Origin of the sequence: Mesorhizobium sp. CAU 1741 (assembly GCF_039839275.1) — a bacterium.
In the GTDB taxonomy this organism is placed as follows: Bacteria; Pseudomonadota; Alphaproteobacteria; order Rhizobiales; family Rhizobiaceae; genus Aerobium.
In genome coordinates this window covers 473,617-490,694 of sequence record NZ_JBDOQP010000002.1, presented here as the reverse complement: position 1 = coordinate 490,694, position 17,078 = coordinate 473,617, and the positions used below count along the sequence as shown (strand labels likewise).

At 64.1% G+C, this 17,078-nt stretch carries 15 protein-coding genes; 6 read left to right on the top strand and 9 right to left on the bottom strand.

What is annotated here, in order from left to right:
• Window positions 1–9: 9 nt before the first annotated feature.
• Entirely contained in the window at window positions 10–711 is a 702-nt protein-coding gene (pgl, locus tag AAFN84_RS09235) for a 6-phosphogluconolactonase (RefSeq protein ID WP_347514263.1), read from the bottom strand.
• 5 nt (window positions 712–716) lie between these two features.
• On the bottom strand, window positions 717–2,186 hold the full coding sequence (gene zwf, locus AAFN84_RS09230; RefSeq protein WP_347514262.1) for a glucose-6-phosphate dehydrogenase: 1,470 nt from the start codon (window positions 2,184–2,186) through the stop codon (window positions 717–719).
• A 201-nt stretch (window positions 2,187–2,387) separates the two neighbouring features.
• Here zwf and AAFN84_RS09225 point away from each other — a divergent pair, with 201 nt between their 5' ends.
• The 4 genes from AAFN84_RS09225 to AAFN84_RS09210 all read left to right on the top strand — a co-directional run bounded on the left by AAFN84_RS09225 (window position 2,388) and on the right by AAFN84_RS09210 (window position 7,735).
• Window positions 2,388–3,863, top strand: coding sequence for an aldehyde dehydrogenase family protein (locus tag AAFN84_RS09225; RefSeq protein WP_347514261.1), 1,476 nt, complete (start codon window positions 2,388–2,390; stop codon window positions 3,861–3,863).
• 63 nt (window positions 3,864–3,926) lie between these two features.
• Window positions 3,927–4,676, top strand: a complete 750-nt coding sequence (locus tag AAFN84_RS09220) for an SDR family oxidoreductase (protein ID WP_347514260.1) — start codon at window positions 3,927–3,929, stop codon at window positions 4,674–4,676.
• 73 nt (window positions 4,677–4,749) lie between these two features.
• A complete protein-coding gene (locus tag AAFN84_RS09215; RefSeq protein ID WP_347514259.1) occupies window positions 4,750–5,877 on the top strand; it encodes a beta-ketoacyl-ACP synthase III in 1,128 nt (375 codons plus the stop codon).
• 88 nt (window positions 5,878–5,965) lie between these two features.
• Window positions 5,966–7,735, top strand: a complete 1,770-nt coding sequence (locus tag AAFN84_RS09210) for an SLC13 family permease (RefSeq protein WP_347514258.1) — start codon at window positions 5,966–5,968, stop codon at window positions 7,733–7,735.
• 9 nt (window positions 7,736–7,744) lie between these two features.
• Here the strand turns inward: AAFN84_RS09210 and AAFN84_RS09205 are convergent, their stop codons facing one another.
• The 6 genes from AAFN84_RS09205 to aceA form a co-directional block, all read right to left on the bottom strand.
• The gene (locus AAFN84_RS09205) at window positions 7,745–9,031 is read right to left on the bottom strand and encodes an FAD-binding oxidoreductase (RefSeq protein WP_347514257.1); all 1,287 of its coding nucleotides are present in this window, start codon (window positions 9,029–9,031) and stop codon (window positions 7,745–7,747) included.
• A 76-nt stretch (window positions 9,032–9,107) separates the two neighbouring features.
• Window positions 9,108–9,464: a four helix bundle protein gene (locus AAFN84_RS09200; protein ID WP_347515090.1), complete on the bottom strand. Its 357-nt coding sequence runs from the start codon at window positions 9,462–9,464 to the stop codon at window positions 9,108–9,110.
• A 53-nt stretch (window positions 9,465–9,517) separates the two neighbouring features.
• Complete coding sequence (locus AAFN84_RS09195; RefSeq protein ID WP_347514256.1) at window positions 9,518–10,903, bottom strand: glutamine synthetase family protein; 1,386 nt, start codon at window positions 10,901–10,903, stop codon at window positions 9,518–9,520.
• A gap of 124 nt (window positions 10,904–11,027) precedes the next feature.
• On the bottom strand, window positions 11,028–11,462 hold the full coding sequence (locus AAFN84_RS09190; RefSeq protein ID WP_347514255.1) for a response regulator: 435 nt from the start codon (window positions 11,460–11,462) through the stop codon (window positions 11,028–11,030).
• A gap of 186 nt (window positions 11,463–11,648) precedes the next feature.
• Window positions 11,649–11,894: a hypothetical protein gene (locus tag AAFN84_RS09185; RefSeq protein WP_347514254.1), complete on the bottom strand. Its 246-nt coding sequence runs from the start codon at window positions 11,892–11,894 to the stop codon at window positions 11,649–11,651.
• A 37-nt stretch (window positions 11,895–11,931) separates the two neighbouring features.
• Window positions 11,932–13,221, bottom strand: coding sequence for an isocitrate lyase (gene aceA / locus AAFN84_RS09180; protein ID WP_347514253.1), 1,290 nt, complete (start codon window positions 13,219–13,221; stop codon window positions 11,932–11,934).
• A 311-nt stretch (window positions 13,222–13,532) separates the two neighbouring features.
• On the opposite strand from aceA, the gene AAFN84_RS09175 reads away from it, so the two are divergent.
• Window positions 13,533–14,951: an XRE family transcriptional regulator gene (locus AAFN84_RS09175; RefSeq protein WP_347514252.1), complete on the top strand. Its 1,419-nt coding sequence runs from the start codon at window positions 13,533–13,535 to the stop codon at window positions 14,949–14,951.
• A 4-nt stretch (window positions 14,952–14,955) separates the two neighbouring features.
• Here the strand turns inward: AAFN84_RS09175 and AAFN84_RS09170 are convergent, their stop codons facing one another.
• Window positions 14,956–15,933, bottom strand: coding sequence for an NADPH:quinone reductase (locus AAFN84_RS09170; protein WP_347514251.1), 978 nt, complete (start codon window positions 15,931–15,933; stop codon window positions 14,956–14,958).
• A gap of 160 nt (window positions 15,934–16,093) precedes the next feature.
• Between AAFN84_RS09170 and AAFN84_RS09165 the strand changes: the two genes are divergently transcribed.
• Entirely contained in the window at window positions 16,094–17,035 is a 942-nt protein-coding gene (locus AAFN84_RS09165) for a DMT family transporter (protein WP_347514250.1), read from the top strand.
• The last annotated feature ends 43 nt before the right edge of the window (window positions 17,036–17,078 follow it).

Here is a 17,078-nt window from a genome sequence, read left to right as displayed (position 1 = left end):
GCTGCTCCTTCAGCCGGCCCAGTAGACAGGTACCGGCTTCGTCGAATGGGTGAAAACCGCGCTGATCGGCAGGATGCTGCCGGGCGACAACGCTTCCTCGACAATTGCGCGCTTCTGCTCGCCCTCGATGTGAAGAGCGAGAAATCGCGCCTCCACGAGGCGTGCAAGCGATAGCGTCAAACGCGGCTCCCCCGCGCTCTTCGCGCGGACGGGCAAGACGACGCGGTCGCTTGCGGGATCGAGAAGATCGGCGAGATTGTCGGCGTCCGGAAAGAACGAGGCGGTGTGCCCGTCGGTGCCCATGCCGAGAATGGCGACGTCGAGGGGCCAGGGGCAATCCCGAAGCGATTCGCCGGCTTTCGCCGCCGCCGCCTCGACGGTCTTGGCATCATTGTAGAGTGGAGCAAAGCGCGCGGACGCGGCCTGCCCGACAAGCAGTTTTGCCTTGACCAACGCCGCGTTTGAGCGCTCCGAACTCTCCGGCACGAACCGCTCGTCGACGAGGGTCACGACGATCTTCGCCCAGTCGAGCTGCTTCCCGGACAAAGCCTCGAAAAAGCGGGCGGGAGTAGAGCCACCGGAAACTGCGAGAAAGCCTGCACCACGCTGGTTGATCGCCTCGGTCAGCAGGCCTGCCACCTTGTCGGCAAGCGCTGCGGCGAGGGCGTCCGGCAAGGCGAAGTCGTGCGGTTCGTGCGGCAGACGGTTCATGCCGCTCACATGCTCTCGTGCCATGTCCGCCCGTCGCGCTCGATCAGCGCGATCGATGCGGAAGGACCCCAGGTGCCGGCCGTGTAGCCCTGCACCGTGTGTCGGTTCTCCGCCCAGGCCGCCTGTATCGGATCGATCCACTGCCATGCAGCCTCGACCTCGTCGCGGCGCATGAACAGCGTCTGGTTGCCGCGCACCACATCCATGATGAGGCGCTCATAGGCGTCCGGATTGCGCACTTCAAATGCGTCGGCGAAGCTCATGTCGAGCGGCACGTGGCGCAGGCGCATGCCGCCGGGGCCGGGATCCTTGATCATGATCCACTGCTTGACGCCTTCGTCGGGCTGCAGACGGATGACGAGCTGGTTTGCGGTGACGACGCCGGCGCTGTCGTCGAATATCGAGTGCGGCACGGGCTTGAACTGGATGCAGATCTCCGAGACGCGATCGGCCATGCGCTTGCCGGTGCGCAGGTAGAACGGCACCCCGGCCCAGCGCCAGTTGGCGATCTCCGCCTTCAGCGCGACGAAGGTTTCCGTGTCGCTGTCCGCGCCGAGTTCGTCGGCATAGCCTTTCACCGCTCCCCCGGCGGACGCGCCTGCCTTGTACTGGCCGCGCACTGTCAGCTTTGGAGCCTCGTTGCCGTTGATGCGCTTGAGCGAACGCAGGATCTTCAACTTCTCGTCGCGCACCGCATCGGCGTCCATCGACGATGGCGGCTCCATGGCCGTCAGGCACAGGAGCTGCAGCATGTGGTTCTGCACCATGTCGCGCAACGCGCCGGCCTTGTCGTAGTAGCTGACCCGATCCTCAAGCCCGACCGTCTCGGCCACGGTGATCTGCACATGGTCGATATGGGTCGAGTTCCACAGCGGCTCGTAGAGCGTATTGGCGAAGCGCAGCGCCATCAGGTTCTGCACCGTCTCCTTGCCGAGATAGTGGTCGATGCGGAAGATCTGGTGTTCGGCGAAGACGGCGCCGATGGCGTCGTTGAGCTGGCGCGCCGAGACCAGGTCGCGGCCGATCGGCTTCTCGACGACGATGCGTGGGTCGCCTTCGTTGAGGCCATGCTTCGCGAGGTTCGCGGCGATGTCGCTGAACAGACCCGGCGCCACGGCGAGATAGAAGGCGCGGACCGCCTTGCTGTGGCCGATCGCATCCTTCAACTGCTGGAAACCCTCGCCGGATTTTGCATCAACGGGTACATAGGACAGACGGCCGAGAAACCGGTCGAGTTCGGCCGCGTCGATCTCCTCGGCCCTTACGTGCTCTGTGATCGCGCTGTGCGCGAAGCCGCGGTACTCGTCGTCGGAAAGCGTCGAGCGCGAGGCTCCGATGATGCGGGTCGGCTCGGTGAACTGGCCGGCGAGCTGGCGCTGGTAGAGCGCCGGTAGCAGCTTGCGCTCCGCAAGGTCGCCTGTGGCACCGAAGATGATGAAGTCGAATGCGTCGACCGGAATGATCTGACTGGTCATGAGGGCTCGGGAATCCTGACGTTCGCAGCTGCGAAGACTCTATAGTCTAATCGATTTAACAAGGCCAGACCGGAACGTGGCTTTCAAGAGCCTTGACACGGGTGGCCGGTCTGGGTTTGTCACCACGATCAAACTGGTCCATCGCACCCGTCCTTTCAAGAAGATAGGACGGGACGATCCCGAACGATGGAGATTGCGACCATGGGCACGCCCCTTTCCCGCACCGTTGCCGAAGGCACGGCCTTCATGAACCTGATCGACGGAAAGCCCGTCGACGCCATGTCAGGCGCGCGCATCGACGTCGCCAGCCCCTCGGACGGCAAGGTATTCTCGTCGATCCCGGCCTCCAACGCGGCCGACGTCGACAAGGCGGTGAGGTCTGCCCACAAGGCGTTTCACGAGGGGCCGTGGAGCCGCATGCCAGCCGTCGAGCGCGGCCGTTGCCTGACCCGCCTGTTCCATCTGGTCGAAAAGCATGGCGACGAACTCGCCGCGCTCGAATCGCGTGACACCGGCAAGCCTGCCCGCCAGGGCAAAGCCGACGTGACGGCGACGATGCGCTATTACGAATTCTACGGCGGCGCCGGCGACAAGATCCACGGCGACACGATCCCGTTCCTTGACGGCTATACCGCATTGACGCTGCGCGAACCGCATGGGGTGGTGGCGGGCATCATCCCCTGGAACTACCCGATGCAGATCCTTGCCCGCGTCGCGGGCGCCGCACTTGCCATGGGCAACACGCTGGTGGTCAAGCCAGCGGAAGATGCGTCGCTGACGACGGTGCGCATCGCGCAGCTTGCGCTCGAGGCGGGCGTGCCGGAAGGCGTGTTCAACGTCATCACCGGCTATGGCCGCGATGCCGGCGCGGCGTTGTCGTCGCATCCGCTGGTCGACTACGTCACCTTCACCGGCTCGCCGATGACGGGCACGGCGATCCAGCAGGCAGCCGCCGTCAACAATCGCGGCGTGACGATGGAGCTCGGCGGAAAGTCGCCGCAGATCGTCTTCGCCGATGCGGATCTCGACGCAGCGCTCCCCGTGCTGGTCAACGCCATCATCCAGAATGGCGGGCAGACCTGCTCGGCCGGCAGCCGCGTGCTTATCGAAAAGCCGATTTACGAGAAGGTCGCCGCTGCGCTGGCGGAGCGTTTTTCCAAGCTGGTCGCCGGTCCGCACGACGCCGACCTCGACCTCGGCCCCCTGATCAACAAGGCGCAGCAGGCGCGTGTCGCAGGCATGATCGCCGCCGCGAAGGAAGCCGACGTCTCGGTGCTGGCGGAAGGGTCGGTGCATAAAGACGCGCCGGCGGGTGGCTACTACCAGGCTCCCGTCCTGTTCGGTTCGGTCGACCCACAGGCGGTCGTCGCGCAGGAGGAAGTCTTCGGCCCGGTGCTGACCCTGTTCCCGTTCGAGGGCGAGGACGAGGCAATCCGGCTTGCCAACGGCACCGAGTTCGGGCTCGTCGCCGGCATCTGGACGAAGGACGGCGCGCGCCAGCATCGCATCGCCAAGCGCGTGCGCGCCGGCCAGGTCTTCGTCAACGGCTATGGCGCTGGCGGTGGCATCGAACTGCCATTCGGCGGCTTCAAGAAGTCCGGCCATGGCCGCGAGAAGGGCTTCGAGGCGCTTTACGACATGTCGGCCACCAAGACGGTCGTGTTCAACCACGGGTGAGATATCGCCCCTTGCCGTTCGGAAAGGCGGTGAGGGGAGCTAAGACATACCAAGGAGAAAATTGTGGGCAGGCTTCAAGACAAGGTCGCGATCGTCACGGGTGCGGCATCGGGCTTCGGCGAGGGTATCGCCAAGCGCTACGCCGAGGAAGGCGCCAAGGTGGTCGTCGCCGATTTGAACATCAAGGGTGCCGAGCGCGTCGCGGGAGAGATCGGCGATGCAGCCGTCGCCGTGCAGACCGACGTGTCGCAGAAATCCGAGATCGACGAGATGGTCGCAACCGCGATGTCGTCGTTCGGTCGCATCGACATCATGGTCAACAATGCCGGCTACACCCACGTCAACGGCGACATGCTGACGATCCCGGAGGACACGTTCGACCTCATCGCCGCAGTCAACATGAAGGCGATCTACTATTCTACGCTGGCGGTGGTGCCGATCATGGACAAGCAGGGCGGCGGCTCGATCATCACGACCGCCTCCACTGCTGGCCTGCGCCCGCGTCCGGGCCTGACCTGGTACAATGCGTCAAAGGGCTGGGCCATCACCGCCACGAAGTCGATGGCGGTGGAACTCGCGCCAAAGAACGTGCGCGTCAACTGCCTTTGCCCGGTCGCGGGCGAGACGGGCATGCTGGCGCAGTTCATGGGCGAGGACACGCCGGAACTGCGCGCCAAGTTCCGCGCCTCCATCCCGCTCGGGCGCCTTTCGACGCCGCTCGACATCGCCAATGCCGCGCTGTGGCTGGCATCCGACGAGGCAGCCTTCATCACAGGCGTGGCGCTGGAAGTCGACGGCGGCCGGTGCATCTGACATCTCGCGGCTTTTCTCCAGCGTTGCCTTATGCAAGAGAAAGGCAACGACAAAAAAGCCGACGGGAAACGCCATGCACAGGGTCGCGATCAGCGGGACGGGCCTATTCACGCCCGATGAGGTCATCACCAATGCCGAGCTGGTGGCCTCCTACAATACCTTTGCCGAGAAGCAGAATGCCACCAACGCCGCCGCGATAGCGGCCGGCGAGGCGGATGCCATGCCGATGTCCAACGAGGAGTTTATCGTCAAGGCATCCGGCATCGAGCGGCGCTTCGTCATGGACAAGAAGGGCGTTCTCGATCCAGAGGTGATGCGGCCGATCCTGCGCGAACGCAGCGACGATGAACTGTCGATCATGGCCGAGATCGCCGTGGCGGCGGCGAATGATGCTCTGGACAGGGCGGGCCTCGCGGCCGCCGATATCGACGCGGTCATCTGTGCCGCCTCCAACCACGAGCGCGCCTATCCGGCGATCGCGATCGAGGTTCAGCAGGCGCTCGGCATCAACGGTTTCGCGTTCGACATGAATGTGGCGTGCTCGTCGGCCACATTCGGCATCCAGGCAGCGGCCGACATGATCCGTTCCGGATCGGCGCGCGCCATTCTCATGGTCAATCCCGAAATCACCTCGGGCCACCATGAATGGCGCGACCGCGACTGCCATTTCATCTTCGGTGACGTCTGCACCGCGGTGGTGCTGCAACGCGCCGATGAAGTGACGTCGGAAAATGCCTGGGAGATCGTCTCGACGCGCTGCATCACCGAGTTCTCCAACAATATCCGCAACAACAACGGCTTTCTGCGGCGCACCCGTGAAGGCCACATGGCCGACCGGCGCGACATGCAGTTCATGCAGGAAGGGCGCAAGGTCTTCAAGCAGGTGGTGCCAATGGTCACCGAACTCATGCTGACGCATCTGTCGGATGAAGGCATCGCGCCGGACGATCTCGACAGGCTCTGGCTGCACCAGGCCAACAAGAGCATGAACGACCTGATCGGCCAGAAGGTGCTCGGGCGCGAGCCGAGCCGCGAGGAGCAGCCGAACGTCCTGCAGGACTTTGCCAACACGTCGTCGGCCGGCTCCATCATCGCGTTTCACAAGCATTCCGAGGATCTCGAAAAGGGAAGCCTCGGCGTGATCTGCTCGTTTGGCGCGGGTTATTCGGCCGGCAGTGTCATCGTGCGCCGTCTCGCCTGATCGAGCTGAAAAACAGGATGCGTAGCGGAACGACGCAGCCGGAAACTTGTTATCGTTCCGGCTTGATTCCAAGCGTCGGGGCGCCTGCATGACATATGACCAGATTTTCATTTTCGGCCTTTTGGGCGTGCTGCTCTGCATGCTCGTGTGGGGCCGTGTCCGGTATGATCTGGTCGCCTTCGGCGCGCTGATCATCGCCGTGCTGGGGGGCGCCATCGAGGCAGAAGCCGCGTTCGAGGGCTTCGGCCACGAAGCCACCATCATCGTGGCACTGGTGCTGGTGATTTCGCGCGCGATGATCAATGCAGGCGCCGTCGAACTGATCGCGCAATACGTCATATCCGCGTCCCGCGCGCTTCCGGTGCATATCGGCATCATGTCGGTGACAGGCGCCGCCCTCTCCGCGGTGATCAACAATGTCGCGGCGATCGTCATCCTCATGTCGCTCGACATCGAGGCGGCAAAAAAGGCCGGCCGCTCGCCTTCGCTGTCCCTGATGCCGCTGTCCTATGCGACGATCTTCGGCGGCATGATCACCCTGATCGGCACCCCATCCAACATCGTCATCGCGCAGTTTCGCGAACGCGCGCTGGGCGAACCCTACCGCATGTTCGACTTCGCGCCGGTCGGCCTGGTCTGTGCCGCGGTGGGCATTGCCTTCGTCGCGCTGGTGGGCTGGCGATTGATACCGCAACGCACCGAGCGCACGCGGCCGAGCATGACGGAAAGCGACCTGTTCATCGCCGAAGCCCGCGTCCCCGAGAAATCGACGACGATCGGCAAGACGCCCGCGGACCTCTACGAACTGGGCGACGAGCATGACGTGACGATCCTCGGCGTCGTGCGGCGCGGGAAGCGCCTGCCCGGCTTTGCCGCAGCGACGGAACTGAAGAAGGGCGATTTCCTGGTCCTCGAGGGCGATCCCAAATCCATCGAGGCCTTTATCGGTGCCGCGAAGCTGGCCCTGACCAAGCAGGAGAAAAGCGAGGGCCTCACCGACAAGTCGATGTCGCTGATGGAAGTCATCGTTCCCGAAGGATCGCGGGCGATCGGCCGGAACGTCAACGAGATGCGCCTGCGCTACCGGCGCGGCGTGAGCCTGCTGGGCCTTTCGCGCGGCGGTCGCCGGTTCCGGGAGCGCGTGGAGAAGCTGGCGATCCGACAGGGCGATGTGCTGCTGCTGTTCGGTCCCGTCGACCTGCTTTCAGACGCTGCCGACTGGTTGGGCACACTGCCGATCGCCGATCGCAGCCATACGGTGATCCAGCGCCGCAAGGCGCTGATGGCGATCGGCGTATTCGCCGCTGCCATCTCGCTGTCGGTGTTCGGGCTCGTGCCGCTTTCGATCGCGCTGGCGCTGGTGGTGGGCATTTATGCGATCACCAGTATCGTCACGCCATCGGATGTCTACGGCTCGATCGAATGGCCGATCATCGTGCTTCTCGCCTCGCTGATACCGATCGGTACGGCGTTCGAGGAAGCCGGCGGAACGGAAATCATCACCCATGCGATCATCGCGCAGACCGACGGACTGCCGGTGTGGGCCATCCTTGCCGTGGTGATGGCCGTGACGATGATCCTGTCGGACTTTCTCAACGCCATCGCAACGGCCCTGATCGCCGCACCCATCGGTGTCGGCGTTGCCGAATCGCTGAGTGTGTCGCCCGACCCATTCCTGATGGGCGTTGCCGTGGCCGGTACCTGCGGGTTGCTGACGCCGATCGGCCACAAGAACAATGCGATCATCATGGGGCCGGGCGGTTATGCGTTCAGCGACTATTGGCGCCTCGGCGCACCGCTGGAACTGCTGATGATCGCCGTGGCGGTGCCGGCACTCTTGTTCTTCTGGCCGTTGTGAACTGGGATCTCAGAACCGATCCCGCAGCGCATACCAGTTGAGCGCCAGGAATAGCAGCGGCGCGCGGAAGCGGCGTCCGCCGGGGAAGGGCGGGATCTTGAGGTCCTCGAACAACTTCAGCCGGTCACGGTTGCCCGCCACGGTTTCGGCATAGAGCTTGCCGACGAAGTTGGACAGCATCACGCCATGGCCGGAAAAGCCTCCGGCAGAGATGACGTTCGGCATCACCTCGCGCACGAACGGCTTGCGCGGCATGGTGATGCCGACATAGCCGCCCCAGGCGTGGGTGATCTCGACGTCCTTGAGGTGTGGATAAATCTCCGCGATCTGGCGGCGAATGCCGTCGCCGATATCCTGCGGATTGCCGGGCGCATAAATCTCGCGTCCACCGAACAGCAGCCGACCGTCCGGTGACTTCCGGAAATAGCGGACCACGAAGCGAGAGTCGTCCACAGCCTCCCATCCGGGCAGGACGGAACTGTCGTCGCCCAACGGCACCGTCGCCCCGATGAACGAACCGATCGGCATCACATGGGAGGCGCTTTGCGGCTCCAGGTTCTCGCCATAGGCGTTGACGGCGATGAGCGCCTTGTCGGCCGTGATCGTGCCGCGCGGCGTCGTCACCCGCACCTTGCCACCCTGTGAGGTGATGCCCGTCGATTTTGTGTTTTCATACAACGCCGCGCCCGCCTGCGCGGCGACGCGGGCGGTCCCGATCACCAGCTTGAGCGGGTGGATATGACCGGTACCCGTGTCGCGCACTCCGCCGAAATAATGCGTCGAGCCGAGCCGCGTCGCCGTCTCCTGCGCGTCCATGAAACTGATATGAGGATAGTCGAACCGCTCGGCCATGATCTCCGCATGGGCCCGGTAATCCGCAAGGTAGCGCTTCTTGTGGACCACCGACATCTGGCCGACCCGATAGTCGATGTCGATGCCGTTGGCCTCGGCAAAGCCCAGCAGGTGAGCCTTGGCTTCCTCGGCGAGCGCGAAGAGCGCCTTGGCGCGGGTCAGTCCGAGTTCCTCCTCCATCTCTTCCGCCCAGGCGCGCTGGCCGGTACCGAACTGGCCGCCATTGCGGCCTGACGCGCCGTCCCCGAAGCGATGCGCCTCGATCAACGCGACCTTCGTGCCGGCCTTGGCGAGGTGCGTTGCCGCCGAAAGCCCGGTGAAGCCGCCGCCGATGACGACGACGTCGACGGTCAGGTCACCGTCGAGCGCGGGAAGGCTCGGCCGCTCGCCTGCGGTCGCTTCGTACCAGGAATAGCCGGGGGAGATGGGGGATGTGTGGGTCATGGGCAGGGAAGGGGGGATTGGGAAATAGGCAGGGGGGAGTGGGGAATGGGCAGGGGGGAGTGGAAGAGAGAAGGCTTCATTTTTCGGCAAGCCTTCGGATGAGGCCCCTTAGCAATTTTCCTATGCGTTCGCTGTCCGCAAGCAGCGGCTCAACGGCTTGCGCGGAGGTGATGCCGATACGTCCCGAGATCAAGAGATGCGTCTCCAATTCCTTGAGTGATCCCTGTGCGATTCTCAGAAACTGAAGATAGGAACCTCTGTTCTCACGCCCATACCCCTCGGCGATATTCGCCGGCACCGACGTTGCAGCTCTGCGAATCTGGCTCGTCAAGCCGTATATCTCGTCCCGAGGCCAGTTTTTCGTGAGTTCATACACAGCGACTGCGAGATCCATCGCGCACTGCCAAACGACGAGATCCCGATAGGATTTGATCTCGTCTACGTGGCTTGCATTGTTTCCCACTGCCCACTGCCCACTGCCCACTCTCACACATTCAACAACAGATACTCCCGCTCCCACGGGCTGATGACTTCCATGAAGGTCTCGAACTCCGCCTTCTTGATCGCGGCGTAGGTGGAGACGAAATCGGAGCCGAGGACCTCGCGCAGGGCATCGTCGCTTTCGAAAAGTTCGACCGCTTCGAGCAGGCCGCGGGGCAGGTCGATCTCGTCTTCGTTGACGGTGGTGCCCGCCGGTGCGTCGCACATTTCCTTGTTGATCATGCCGATCAATCCGCAGGCGAGCGACGCTGCGAGCGCCAGGTAGGGGTTGGCGTCGGAGGAAGGGATGCGATTCTCCACGCGCCGCCCGGCCGGGTCGGAGCGCGGGACGCGGAATGCGGTGGTCCGGTTGTCGTAGCCCCATTTCGTGTTCACGGGAGCGGATGCCGCCTGGGTCAGCCTGCGATAGGAATTGACGTAGGGCGCCAGCATGACCAGCGCGCTGGGAATGTGGCGCTGCATGCCTCCGATGAAGTGGCGGAAAGCCTCCGTCTCCGAGCCGTTCTCGTTGGTGAAGATGTTGTTGCCGGACTTCTTTTGCAGGATCGACTGGTGGATGTGCATCGCCGAACCCGGCTGGCCCTGGATCGGCTTGGCCATGAACGTGGCATAGGTCTCGTGCTTGAGCGCGGCTTCGCGGATCGTGCGCTTGAACATGAACACCTGATCGGCAAGTTCGACCGGGTCGCCGTGGCGCAGGTTGATCTCGAGCTGCCCGGCGCCGACCTCATGGATCAGCGTGTCGATCTCGAGACCCTGGCCCTCGGAGAAGTGGTAGATGTCGTCGATCAATTCGTCGAATTCGTTGACGCCCGCGATCGAATAGCCCTGGCCACCACCGATGGCGCGGCCGGAGCGTCCCACGGGCGGTTCGAGCGGATAGTCCGGATCCGGGTTCTTGCGCACGAGATAGAACTCGATTTCCGGCGCCACGACCGGCTGCAGCCCGCGCTCTGCGTATGCTGCCACCACACGGCGCAACACGTTTCGCGGCGTAAACTCGATCGAGCGGCCGTCCTGATGCACCAGATCGCAGATCACCTGCGCCGTCGGGTCGCTTTCCCACGGCACGACGGACAGCGTCGACAGGTCCGGCACCAGTTTCAGGTCACCGTCGTCTTCGGGATAGGTGAAACCGTTTCCGTCTTCGGGATAGCCGCCGGAAATCGTCGTCATGAACACCGCCGAGGGCAGCGCCAGCGAGGTGTTGGATGTGAACTTCTTAGACGGCATCATCTTGCCGCGCGCGACCCCGGCCTGGTCAGGGGTGATGCACTCGATGTCCTCGATGCCGCGCCAATCCAGCCAGCCAGCGGCTTCCTTCCAGGTCTTTACCCCCCGGAGGCTTTTCACGAAGGTCGGTACGCGCATGCTGGTCCCCCGGCCTGCGGAGCGGGCATCCTTCTTCTGGACAGGCATCAATCACCAATGTTTCGTTGAGATGCCGGCACTATAGACGCGGGCCCTGCACGAAGCAAAGGGCGGGGGAGGGAAGTCAGTCCTGCAGGCGGTCCATCATGCTTTGCAACAATGGCTGCAAGCGGTCCGGCGTGATGGGCTTTGCGACGACCGCGTCTATGTACTGCCCGGGCAAAGGATCGGGTAGTGGATTGCGGTTCGAAAGCAGGATGACGACAGGCCGTTTGCCGATCGAGGCCTGTCTGCGGGCTGAGAGGCTCTCCATCATGCACTCGCATTCGCGATCGTCATGTCCACCGTCGAGGATCACCAGACCCGGGGATCGGGACAGAAAGACGGAAGCAGCAGATTCCGGCGTCTCGGCGACCACCTTGAGGCCGGCTCGTTCGGCAATGCGCCCCATGACGATGCGATTGATGGGAGACGTGCTGACGACTAGCGCCAGATCGCCGTTCGCTTCCGGCAGCGGCTCGCGCGCGGACGCTTCGGCCTCGAAACTTGGATGCGGCATGGGGGCGTACCGATCGGATGCGGGGGACTCGGAAGGAAATCACGTGCGATACGCATTTTCTTCTCGATTCACGCAAGCATGTCAAGCGCGCCAGCATGTATAGGAGGGAGGATTTTCTTGAAACGAAAGCAGAAAGGCGGCGCATCTCTGCGCCGCCCTCGTGGAAAAACTGCGGGTAACGGCCTGTCAGGCGGCGTCGCGCGCCTGCGTCACGATCACGGGGATCAACAGGTCGCCCCAGTTCCCGTCGCCGCCGTGATGACGGGCGGAGCGGACCAGTTCCACGGATACGCCCGCCTCCACCGCCTTCATGACCGACTGGTTCAGCCGGTGCAGGTCGTTGGCCACCATGCGGATCACCGCCTGCTGGTCGTCGTTCATGGTCGAGGCCTGTTCCTCGGCCCTTTCCTTCACACGGGTCTTGGGCGTCATGGGTCGTCTCCTTGGCTGGTGCCCTGGGGGTGCGTGGTTATTCAGCCGCCGGACGGAACTGCTCCGTCTCGGTGGATTCCTTCATCGCGGTTGTCGAGGACTGGCCACCGGTGATCGCCAGCGAAACCGCGTCGAAATAGCCGGTGCCGACTTCGCGCTGGTGCTTGGTCGCGGTGTAGCCGTTGACCTCGGCTGCGAACTCCGCCTCCTGAAGCTCCGAATAGGCCGCCATCTGGCGATCCTTGTAGCCGCGGGCCAGTTCGAACATGCCGAAATTGAGCTGGTGGAAGCCGGCCAGCGTGATGAACTGGAACTTGTAGCCCATCGCGCCGAGCTCGCGCTGGAACCTGGCGATGGTGGCGTCGTCGAGGTTCTTCTTCCAGTTGAACGATGGCGAGCAGTTGTAGGCGAGCTTCTTGCCCGGATGCGCCTTGTGCACGGCCTCGGCAAATTTGCGCGCCTGCTCGAGATCGGGCTTTCCGGTCTCCATCCAGATCAGGTCGCAATGCGGCGCATAGGCGATGGCGCGTGCGATGCAGGGTTCGATGCCGTTCCTGACCTGGTAGAAGCCTTCGGCGGTGCGGCCTGCGTCATAGTCGACGAAGGGCTGGTCGCGCTCGTCGATGTCGGACGTCAGCAGCTTGGCAGCCTCGGCATCGGTGCGTGCAATGGTCAGCGTCGGCGTCCCCATGACGTCGGCTGCGAGCCGCGCGGCGTTCAGGTTGCGGATATGCGCCGCCGTAGGGATCAGCACCTTGCCGCCGAGATGGCCGCACTTCTTTTCCGAAGCGAGCTGGTCCTCGAAGTGAACGCCGGCCGCACCTGCCTCGATGAAGGCCTTCATGATCTCGAACGCATTGAGCGGCCCGCCGAAGCCGGCTTCCGCGTCGGCGACGATCGGCGCGAACCACGTGTCGACAGAAAGGCCCTTGCCTTCCGCCGTCTCGATCTGGTCGGCGCGCTGAAGCGTGCGGTTAATGCGCTTGGCCAGTTCCGGCGCAGCATTGGCCGGGTACAGCGACTGGTCGGGATACATCGCCGATGCGGTGTTGGCGTCGGCCGCGACCTGCCAGCCGGACAGGTAGATTGCCTTGAGGCCGGCGCGCACCATTTGCATCGCCTGGTTGCCGGACAGCGCGCCGAGCGCGTTGACGTAGTCGTCCTGATTGATGAGCTGCCACAGACGGTTGGCGCCGTTCTCGGCCAGCGTGTGCCTGATCTGCACCGAGCCGCGAAGCCGTTTCACGTCGTCCGCCGTATAGGGGCGCTCGATGCCTTCGTAGCGCCCTTCGGGAGCGGATGGGACGAGGTTGTAAAAATCAGTCATGATGTGGCTCCGTCGAATTCTCGATTGTCTGATCGGCAGCGATACGACGCTATCCGCTATGACCAGATTTACATTGCGTTCGCGAAAAGAACGAGGGAAATGCGGAAAAGGTTCGGATAATTGGGGTGAAGCTGTATTGTGTTTGACAGGCTGAACTTGTAAATTTGTCAAAGCTGTAAAAGCGCGATCGCGTTCGATTTGTAAAAGGGTTGTCATGATGGCACTCTACGTTGCCCCCCTCGTGCGGGATATGTCCGGCAGGACAGAGGGGGGCGCTGTCCCGCCTACATCGCGTTTGCGGGTCTATCGCCATGGCTGAGCAGAAGATTTTTGCCGGGCCGCGCATCCGGCGCATCCGCAACGCCAGGGGGCTGACGCAGACCGCGATGGCCGAAGGGCTTGGTATCTCGCCCTCCTATCTGAATCTCATCGAGCGCAACCAGCGCCCCCTTACCGTCCAGCTCATCCTCAAGCTGGCATCGGCCTATCAGGTCGATCCGGAGGACCTGCAGGGCGAGGCTGGCGGCTCGATCGCGGCCTTGCGGGAGGTTTTCGCCGACCCGCTTCTGGCGGGAGAGTTGCCGGGCGACCAGGAACTGATCGAGATCGCCGAAGGCGCGCCCAACGCTGCCGCGGCGATCATCAAGCTCTTCCGTGCCTATCGCGAGCAGGCAGAGCGCCTGTCCGACCTGTCGGAGCTTCTGGCGCGGGAGGGGCACGCGACAACACTTTCATCGGCGCGTCTGCCGATGGACGAGGTGCGCGAGGTGTTCGAGCGCCGGGCCAATCATTTCGCAGCCATCGAGGAAGAAGCCGAGGCCTTCGTTCAGGTGCTCAAGGCCGGTGACGATCTCTTCGCCGCGCTCAAGGACTGGCTGCGACGCGAGCATGGAATCGTCGTAAAGGTGCTGCCCGTGGCCACCATGCCCAACTGGCGACGGCGCTACGACAGGCACTCGCAGCGCCTGTTCATTTCAGAACGCCTGTCGCCTTTCGACCAGTTGCGCGAAGTCGCGATGGAAGCCTGCCTGATGCGCATGCAGGTGGCGATCGCGGCTGAACTCAAGGCGCTGAAACTGGGCAGCGACGAGGCGCGCCGCCTCGCCCGCTTCGAGCTGGCCCGCTACGCCGCGCACGCGCTGATGATGCCCTACCAGGCGTTCCTGTCGGCCGCGCAACGCGCGCGATACGATCTCGACGTGCTGCGCTCCCGGTTCGGGGTATCGTTCGAGCAGGCGGCCAATCGCCTGACGACATTGCAAAGACAGGGAGCGGCGGGCATCCCGTTCTTCATGCTGGAACTGGACAATGCCGGCAACCGGTTCCGTCGGGCCGGCGCGCAGGGATTTCCGCAAAGCCGCTTCGGTGGCGGTTGTCCGAAACTGCCCGTGCATGCCGCCTTTACGCAGCCCGGCCAGATCCTCGTCGAGGCGGTGCAGATGCCTGACGGTGCGGAATTCCTGACCATCGCCCGCACCCTCGAAGGCCCCCAGGGCGCCTTCAACGAACGCCCTCGCCGCACTGCGATCCTGCTCGGCTGCGACATCGGCTTCAAGGACGAGATCGTTTATGCCGCAGCACTCGCCGGAGCGGTCGGATTGACCCCTGTCGGTCCGGTGTGCCGCCTGTGCGAGCGCGTGGGCTGCCTCTCCCGCGCCGAGCCGCCGGTCACGCGTCCGCTCGGGCTGGACGAGATGGTGACGGGATTAAGCGCGTTCGACTTCCAGTGAGGGATCAGTCGATCTCCAGCACGACGTTGCCGCTGAGGCGGCCGCGCTCGACCGTCTCGTGTGCGTCTGCAATCTGGTCGAGCCCGAAGCGCGCGCCGACCGAATGTTTCAGGACGCCGTCTTCGAGCAGGCGGTTGAGCTCGGCGATCCTCGCGCGTCTCTCATCGGCCGTGAGTTCGTAGACAACGAAAACCTGCAGCGTCAGGCTACCCCAGAGCATGGCCGGGAAGGACAGCGGGATCTCGCCGGGGACATTCGAGCCATAGCAAACCATCTTGCCATGGGCAGCCAGCACGCCTTTCGGCAGCAGTGCGGCGGTGGACGACATGTCCATGTCGATGATGCCATCGGCACCGCGTCCACCCGTCAGCGCCTTGACCCGCTCGGCAACGTCCTCGTGGCGATAGTCGATCAGTTCGTCGACGCCTGCGGCGCGCGCATGCGTCTGCCGCTCGGGCGAGGTGGTGCCGATCACGCGCGCACCGCGCAGCTTTGCGATCTGCACCGCGTAGTGGCCGACTGCTGCGGCCGCGCCTGTGACGAGCAACGTTTTGCCCTTTACGTCGCCGTGCAGCGCGACTGCATGCAGCGCCGTCAGCGCGGGGATGCCGAGGCATGCGCCCTCGGCGAATTCGACGCTGTTGGGCAACCGGACGGCTTGCTGCTCCGGCAGCGCGATATATTGCGCGGCCGTGCCGAAGGCGCGTTTCCACTGGCCGTTCCACGTCCACACGCGTTGCCCGATGCGCGTTTCGTCGACGCCATCTCCCACCGCCTCGATCACGCCCGCCCCGTCCGAGTGGGGAACGATGCGCGGCGCGATCAGCGGCCGGCCCATGCGGCTCTTGACGTCGGACGGGTTCACGCCCGAGCTGTGCAGGCGCACCAGCACCTCGCCGGCGCCCGGTTCCGGCCTGTCCATCTCGCCGACTGCAAGGACGTCGCGCGCCTCGCCGTTTTCTTCGTACCAGGCAGCCTTCATCAACGCTCTCCTCTTCCGCTCCATCGCGTCTATCAAACCCCGGCGGCGATGCCCAGACGCGGGTGCCACAATGGCTGCGCCGCGCTGGATCACGCGCGGCCCGAAATTTGGGTCTAGCGGAGATTCCATCGGGCGGGCGTCGCCCCGCGGAGGAACCGTCATGAGCGCTGCCACCCCAATTCCGGCGACATCGTCCGCTGGCGAAGAACGCGTCGGTTTCGTCCTCGTCTTCCTTGCGGCACTTTGCTGGAGCCTCGGCGGCGTCATCGCGCGCTTCATCGACGCCGACGATTCCTGGACGGTGGTCTTCTGGCGCTCGATCTGGGCGGCGTCGTTCATGCTTGGCTACATGGCATGGCGAGACGGGGTTGCCGGCACCATGCGCCTGTTCGCCAACATGGGACTGCCGGGGCTGATCGTTGCGTGCTGCTTCGCCATCGCAACGTCCTCGTTCGTCATCGCGCTGTCCTACACGACCGTGGCGAACATTCTGCTGATCCAGGCCGGCGCGCCGCTCTTCGCGGCGCTTATCGCGTTCCTGATGCTGCGCGAGCGTGTCTCCGGCCCGACATGGGCGGCGATCGCCGCAGTGCTCGTCGGCGTCGGCGTCATGGTCTCGGATTCGGTGACCGGAAACGTCTCGGCCATGGGTGACGGGCTGGCGCTCGTCATCGTGCTTGTGTTCTCCATCGCCACGGTGCTAACGCGCCGATACGCGCATGTGCGCATGACACCGGCCATGTGCCTCGGCACGATGATCGCCGGCGCCTTTGCCGCCACGCAGGCATCGACGCTGATGGTGAGCGGCACCGACATGGGCTTTCTCTTCGCCTTCGGCGCGATCAATCTCGGCCTCGGTCTTGCGTTCTTCGCCACCGGTGCGCGCATGATACCGGCGGCCTACGCGGCCCTGCTGGCGACCTTCGAAACCCTGTTCGGACCCGTCTGGGTATGGCTGGTTCACGCCGAAGTGCCGTCGACACGCACGCTTCTCGGTGGCGCGATCGTGTTTGCAACGCTGCTGGTTCACATCGCGCTGCAATTCCGACGGCTGTCGCGACCGGCACGTCCAGGCGTCAGCGGCATCTCCGCGCCGCGCTGAGGCTGGCGCCTGCCCATTGACAAGCTTCCGATCGCAAGGGCAG

Coding starts and splice junctions, on each gene's coding strand:
- AAFN84_RS09215 (WP_347514259.1), top strand. CDS start 4,750: ATGCACAGGGTCGCGATCAGCGGGACGGGCCTATTCACGCCCGATGAG.
- AAFN84_RS09170 (WP_347514251.1), bottom strand. CDS start 15,933: ATGAAGGCTGCCTGGTACGAAGAAAACGGCGAGGCGCGCGACGTCCTT.
- AAFN84_RS09195 (WP_347514256.1), bottom strand. CDS start 10,903: ATGCGCGTACCGACCTTCGTGAAAAGCCTCCGGGGGGTAAAGACCTGG.
- AAFN84_RS09225 (WP_347514261.1), top strand. CDS start 2,388: ATGGGCACGCCCCTTTCCCGCACCGTTGCCGAAGGCACGGCCTTCATG.
- pgl (WP_347514263.1), bottom strand. CDS start 711: ATGAACCGTCTGCCGCACGAACCGCACGACTTCGCCTTGCCGGACGCC.
- AAFN84_RS09190 (WP_347514255.1), bottom strand. CDS start 11,462: ATGCCGCATCCAAGTTTCGAGGCCGAAGCGTCCGCGCGCGAGCCGCTG.
- AAFN84_RS09175 (WP_347514252.1), top strand. CDS start 13,533: ATGGCTGAGCAGAAGATTTTTGCCGGGCCGCGCATCCGGCGCATCCGC.
- zwf (WP_347514262.1), bottom strand. CDS start 2,186: ATGACCAGTCAGATCATTCCGGTCGACGCATTCGACTTCATCATCTTC.
- AAFN84_RS09210 (WP_347514258.1), top strand. CDS start 5,966: ATGACATATGACCAGATTTTCATTTTCGGCCTTTTGGGCGTGCTGCTC.
- AAFN84_RS09165 (WP_347514250.1), top strand. CDS start 16,094: ATGAGCGCTGCCACCCCAATTCCGGCGACATCGTCCGCTGGCGAAGAA.
- AAFN84_RS09185 (WP_347514254.1), bottom strand. CDS start 11,894: ATGACGCCCAAGACCCGTGTGAAGGAAAGGGCCGAGGAACAGGCCTCG.
- AAFN84_RS09205 (WP_347514257.1), bottom strand. CDS start 9,031: ATGACCCACACATCCCCCATCTCCCCCGGCTATTCCTGGTACGAAGCG.
- aceA (WP_347514253.1), bottom strand. CDS start 13,221: ATGACTGATTTTTACAACCTCGTCCCATCCGCTCCCGAAGGGCGCTAC.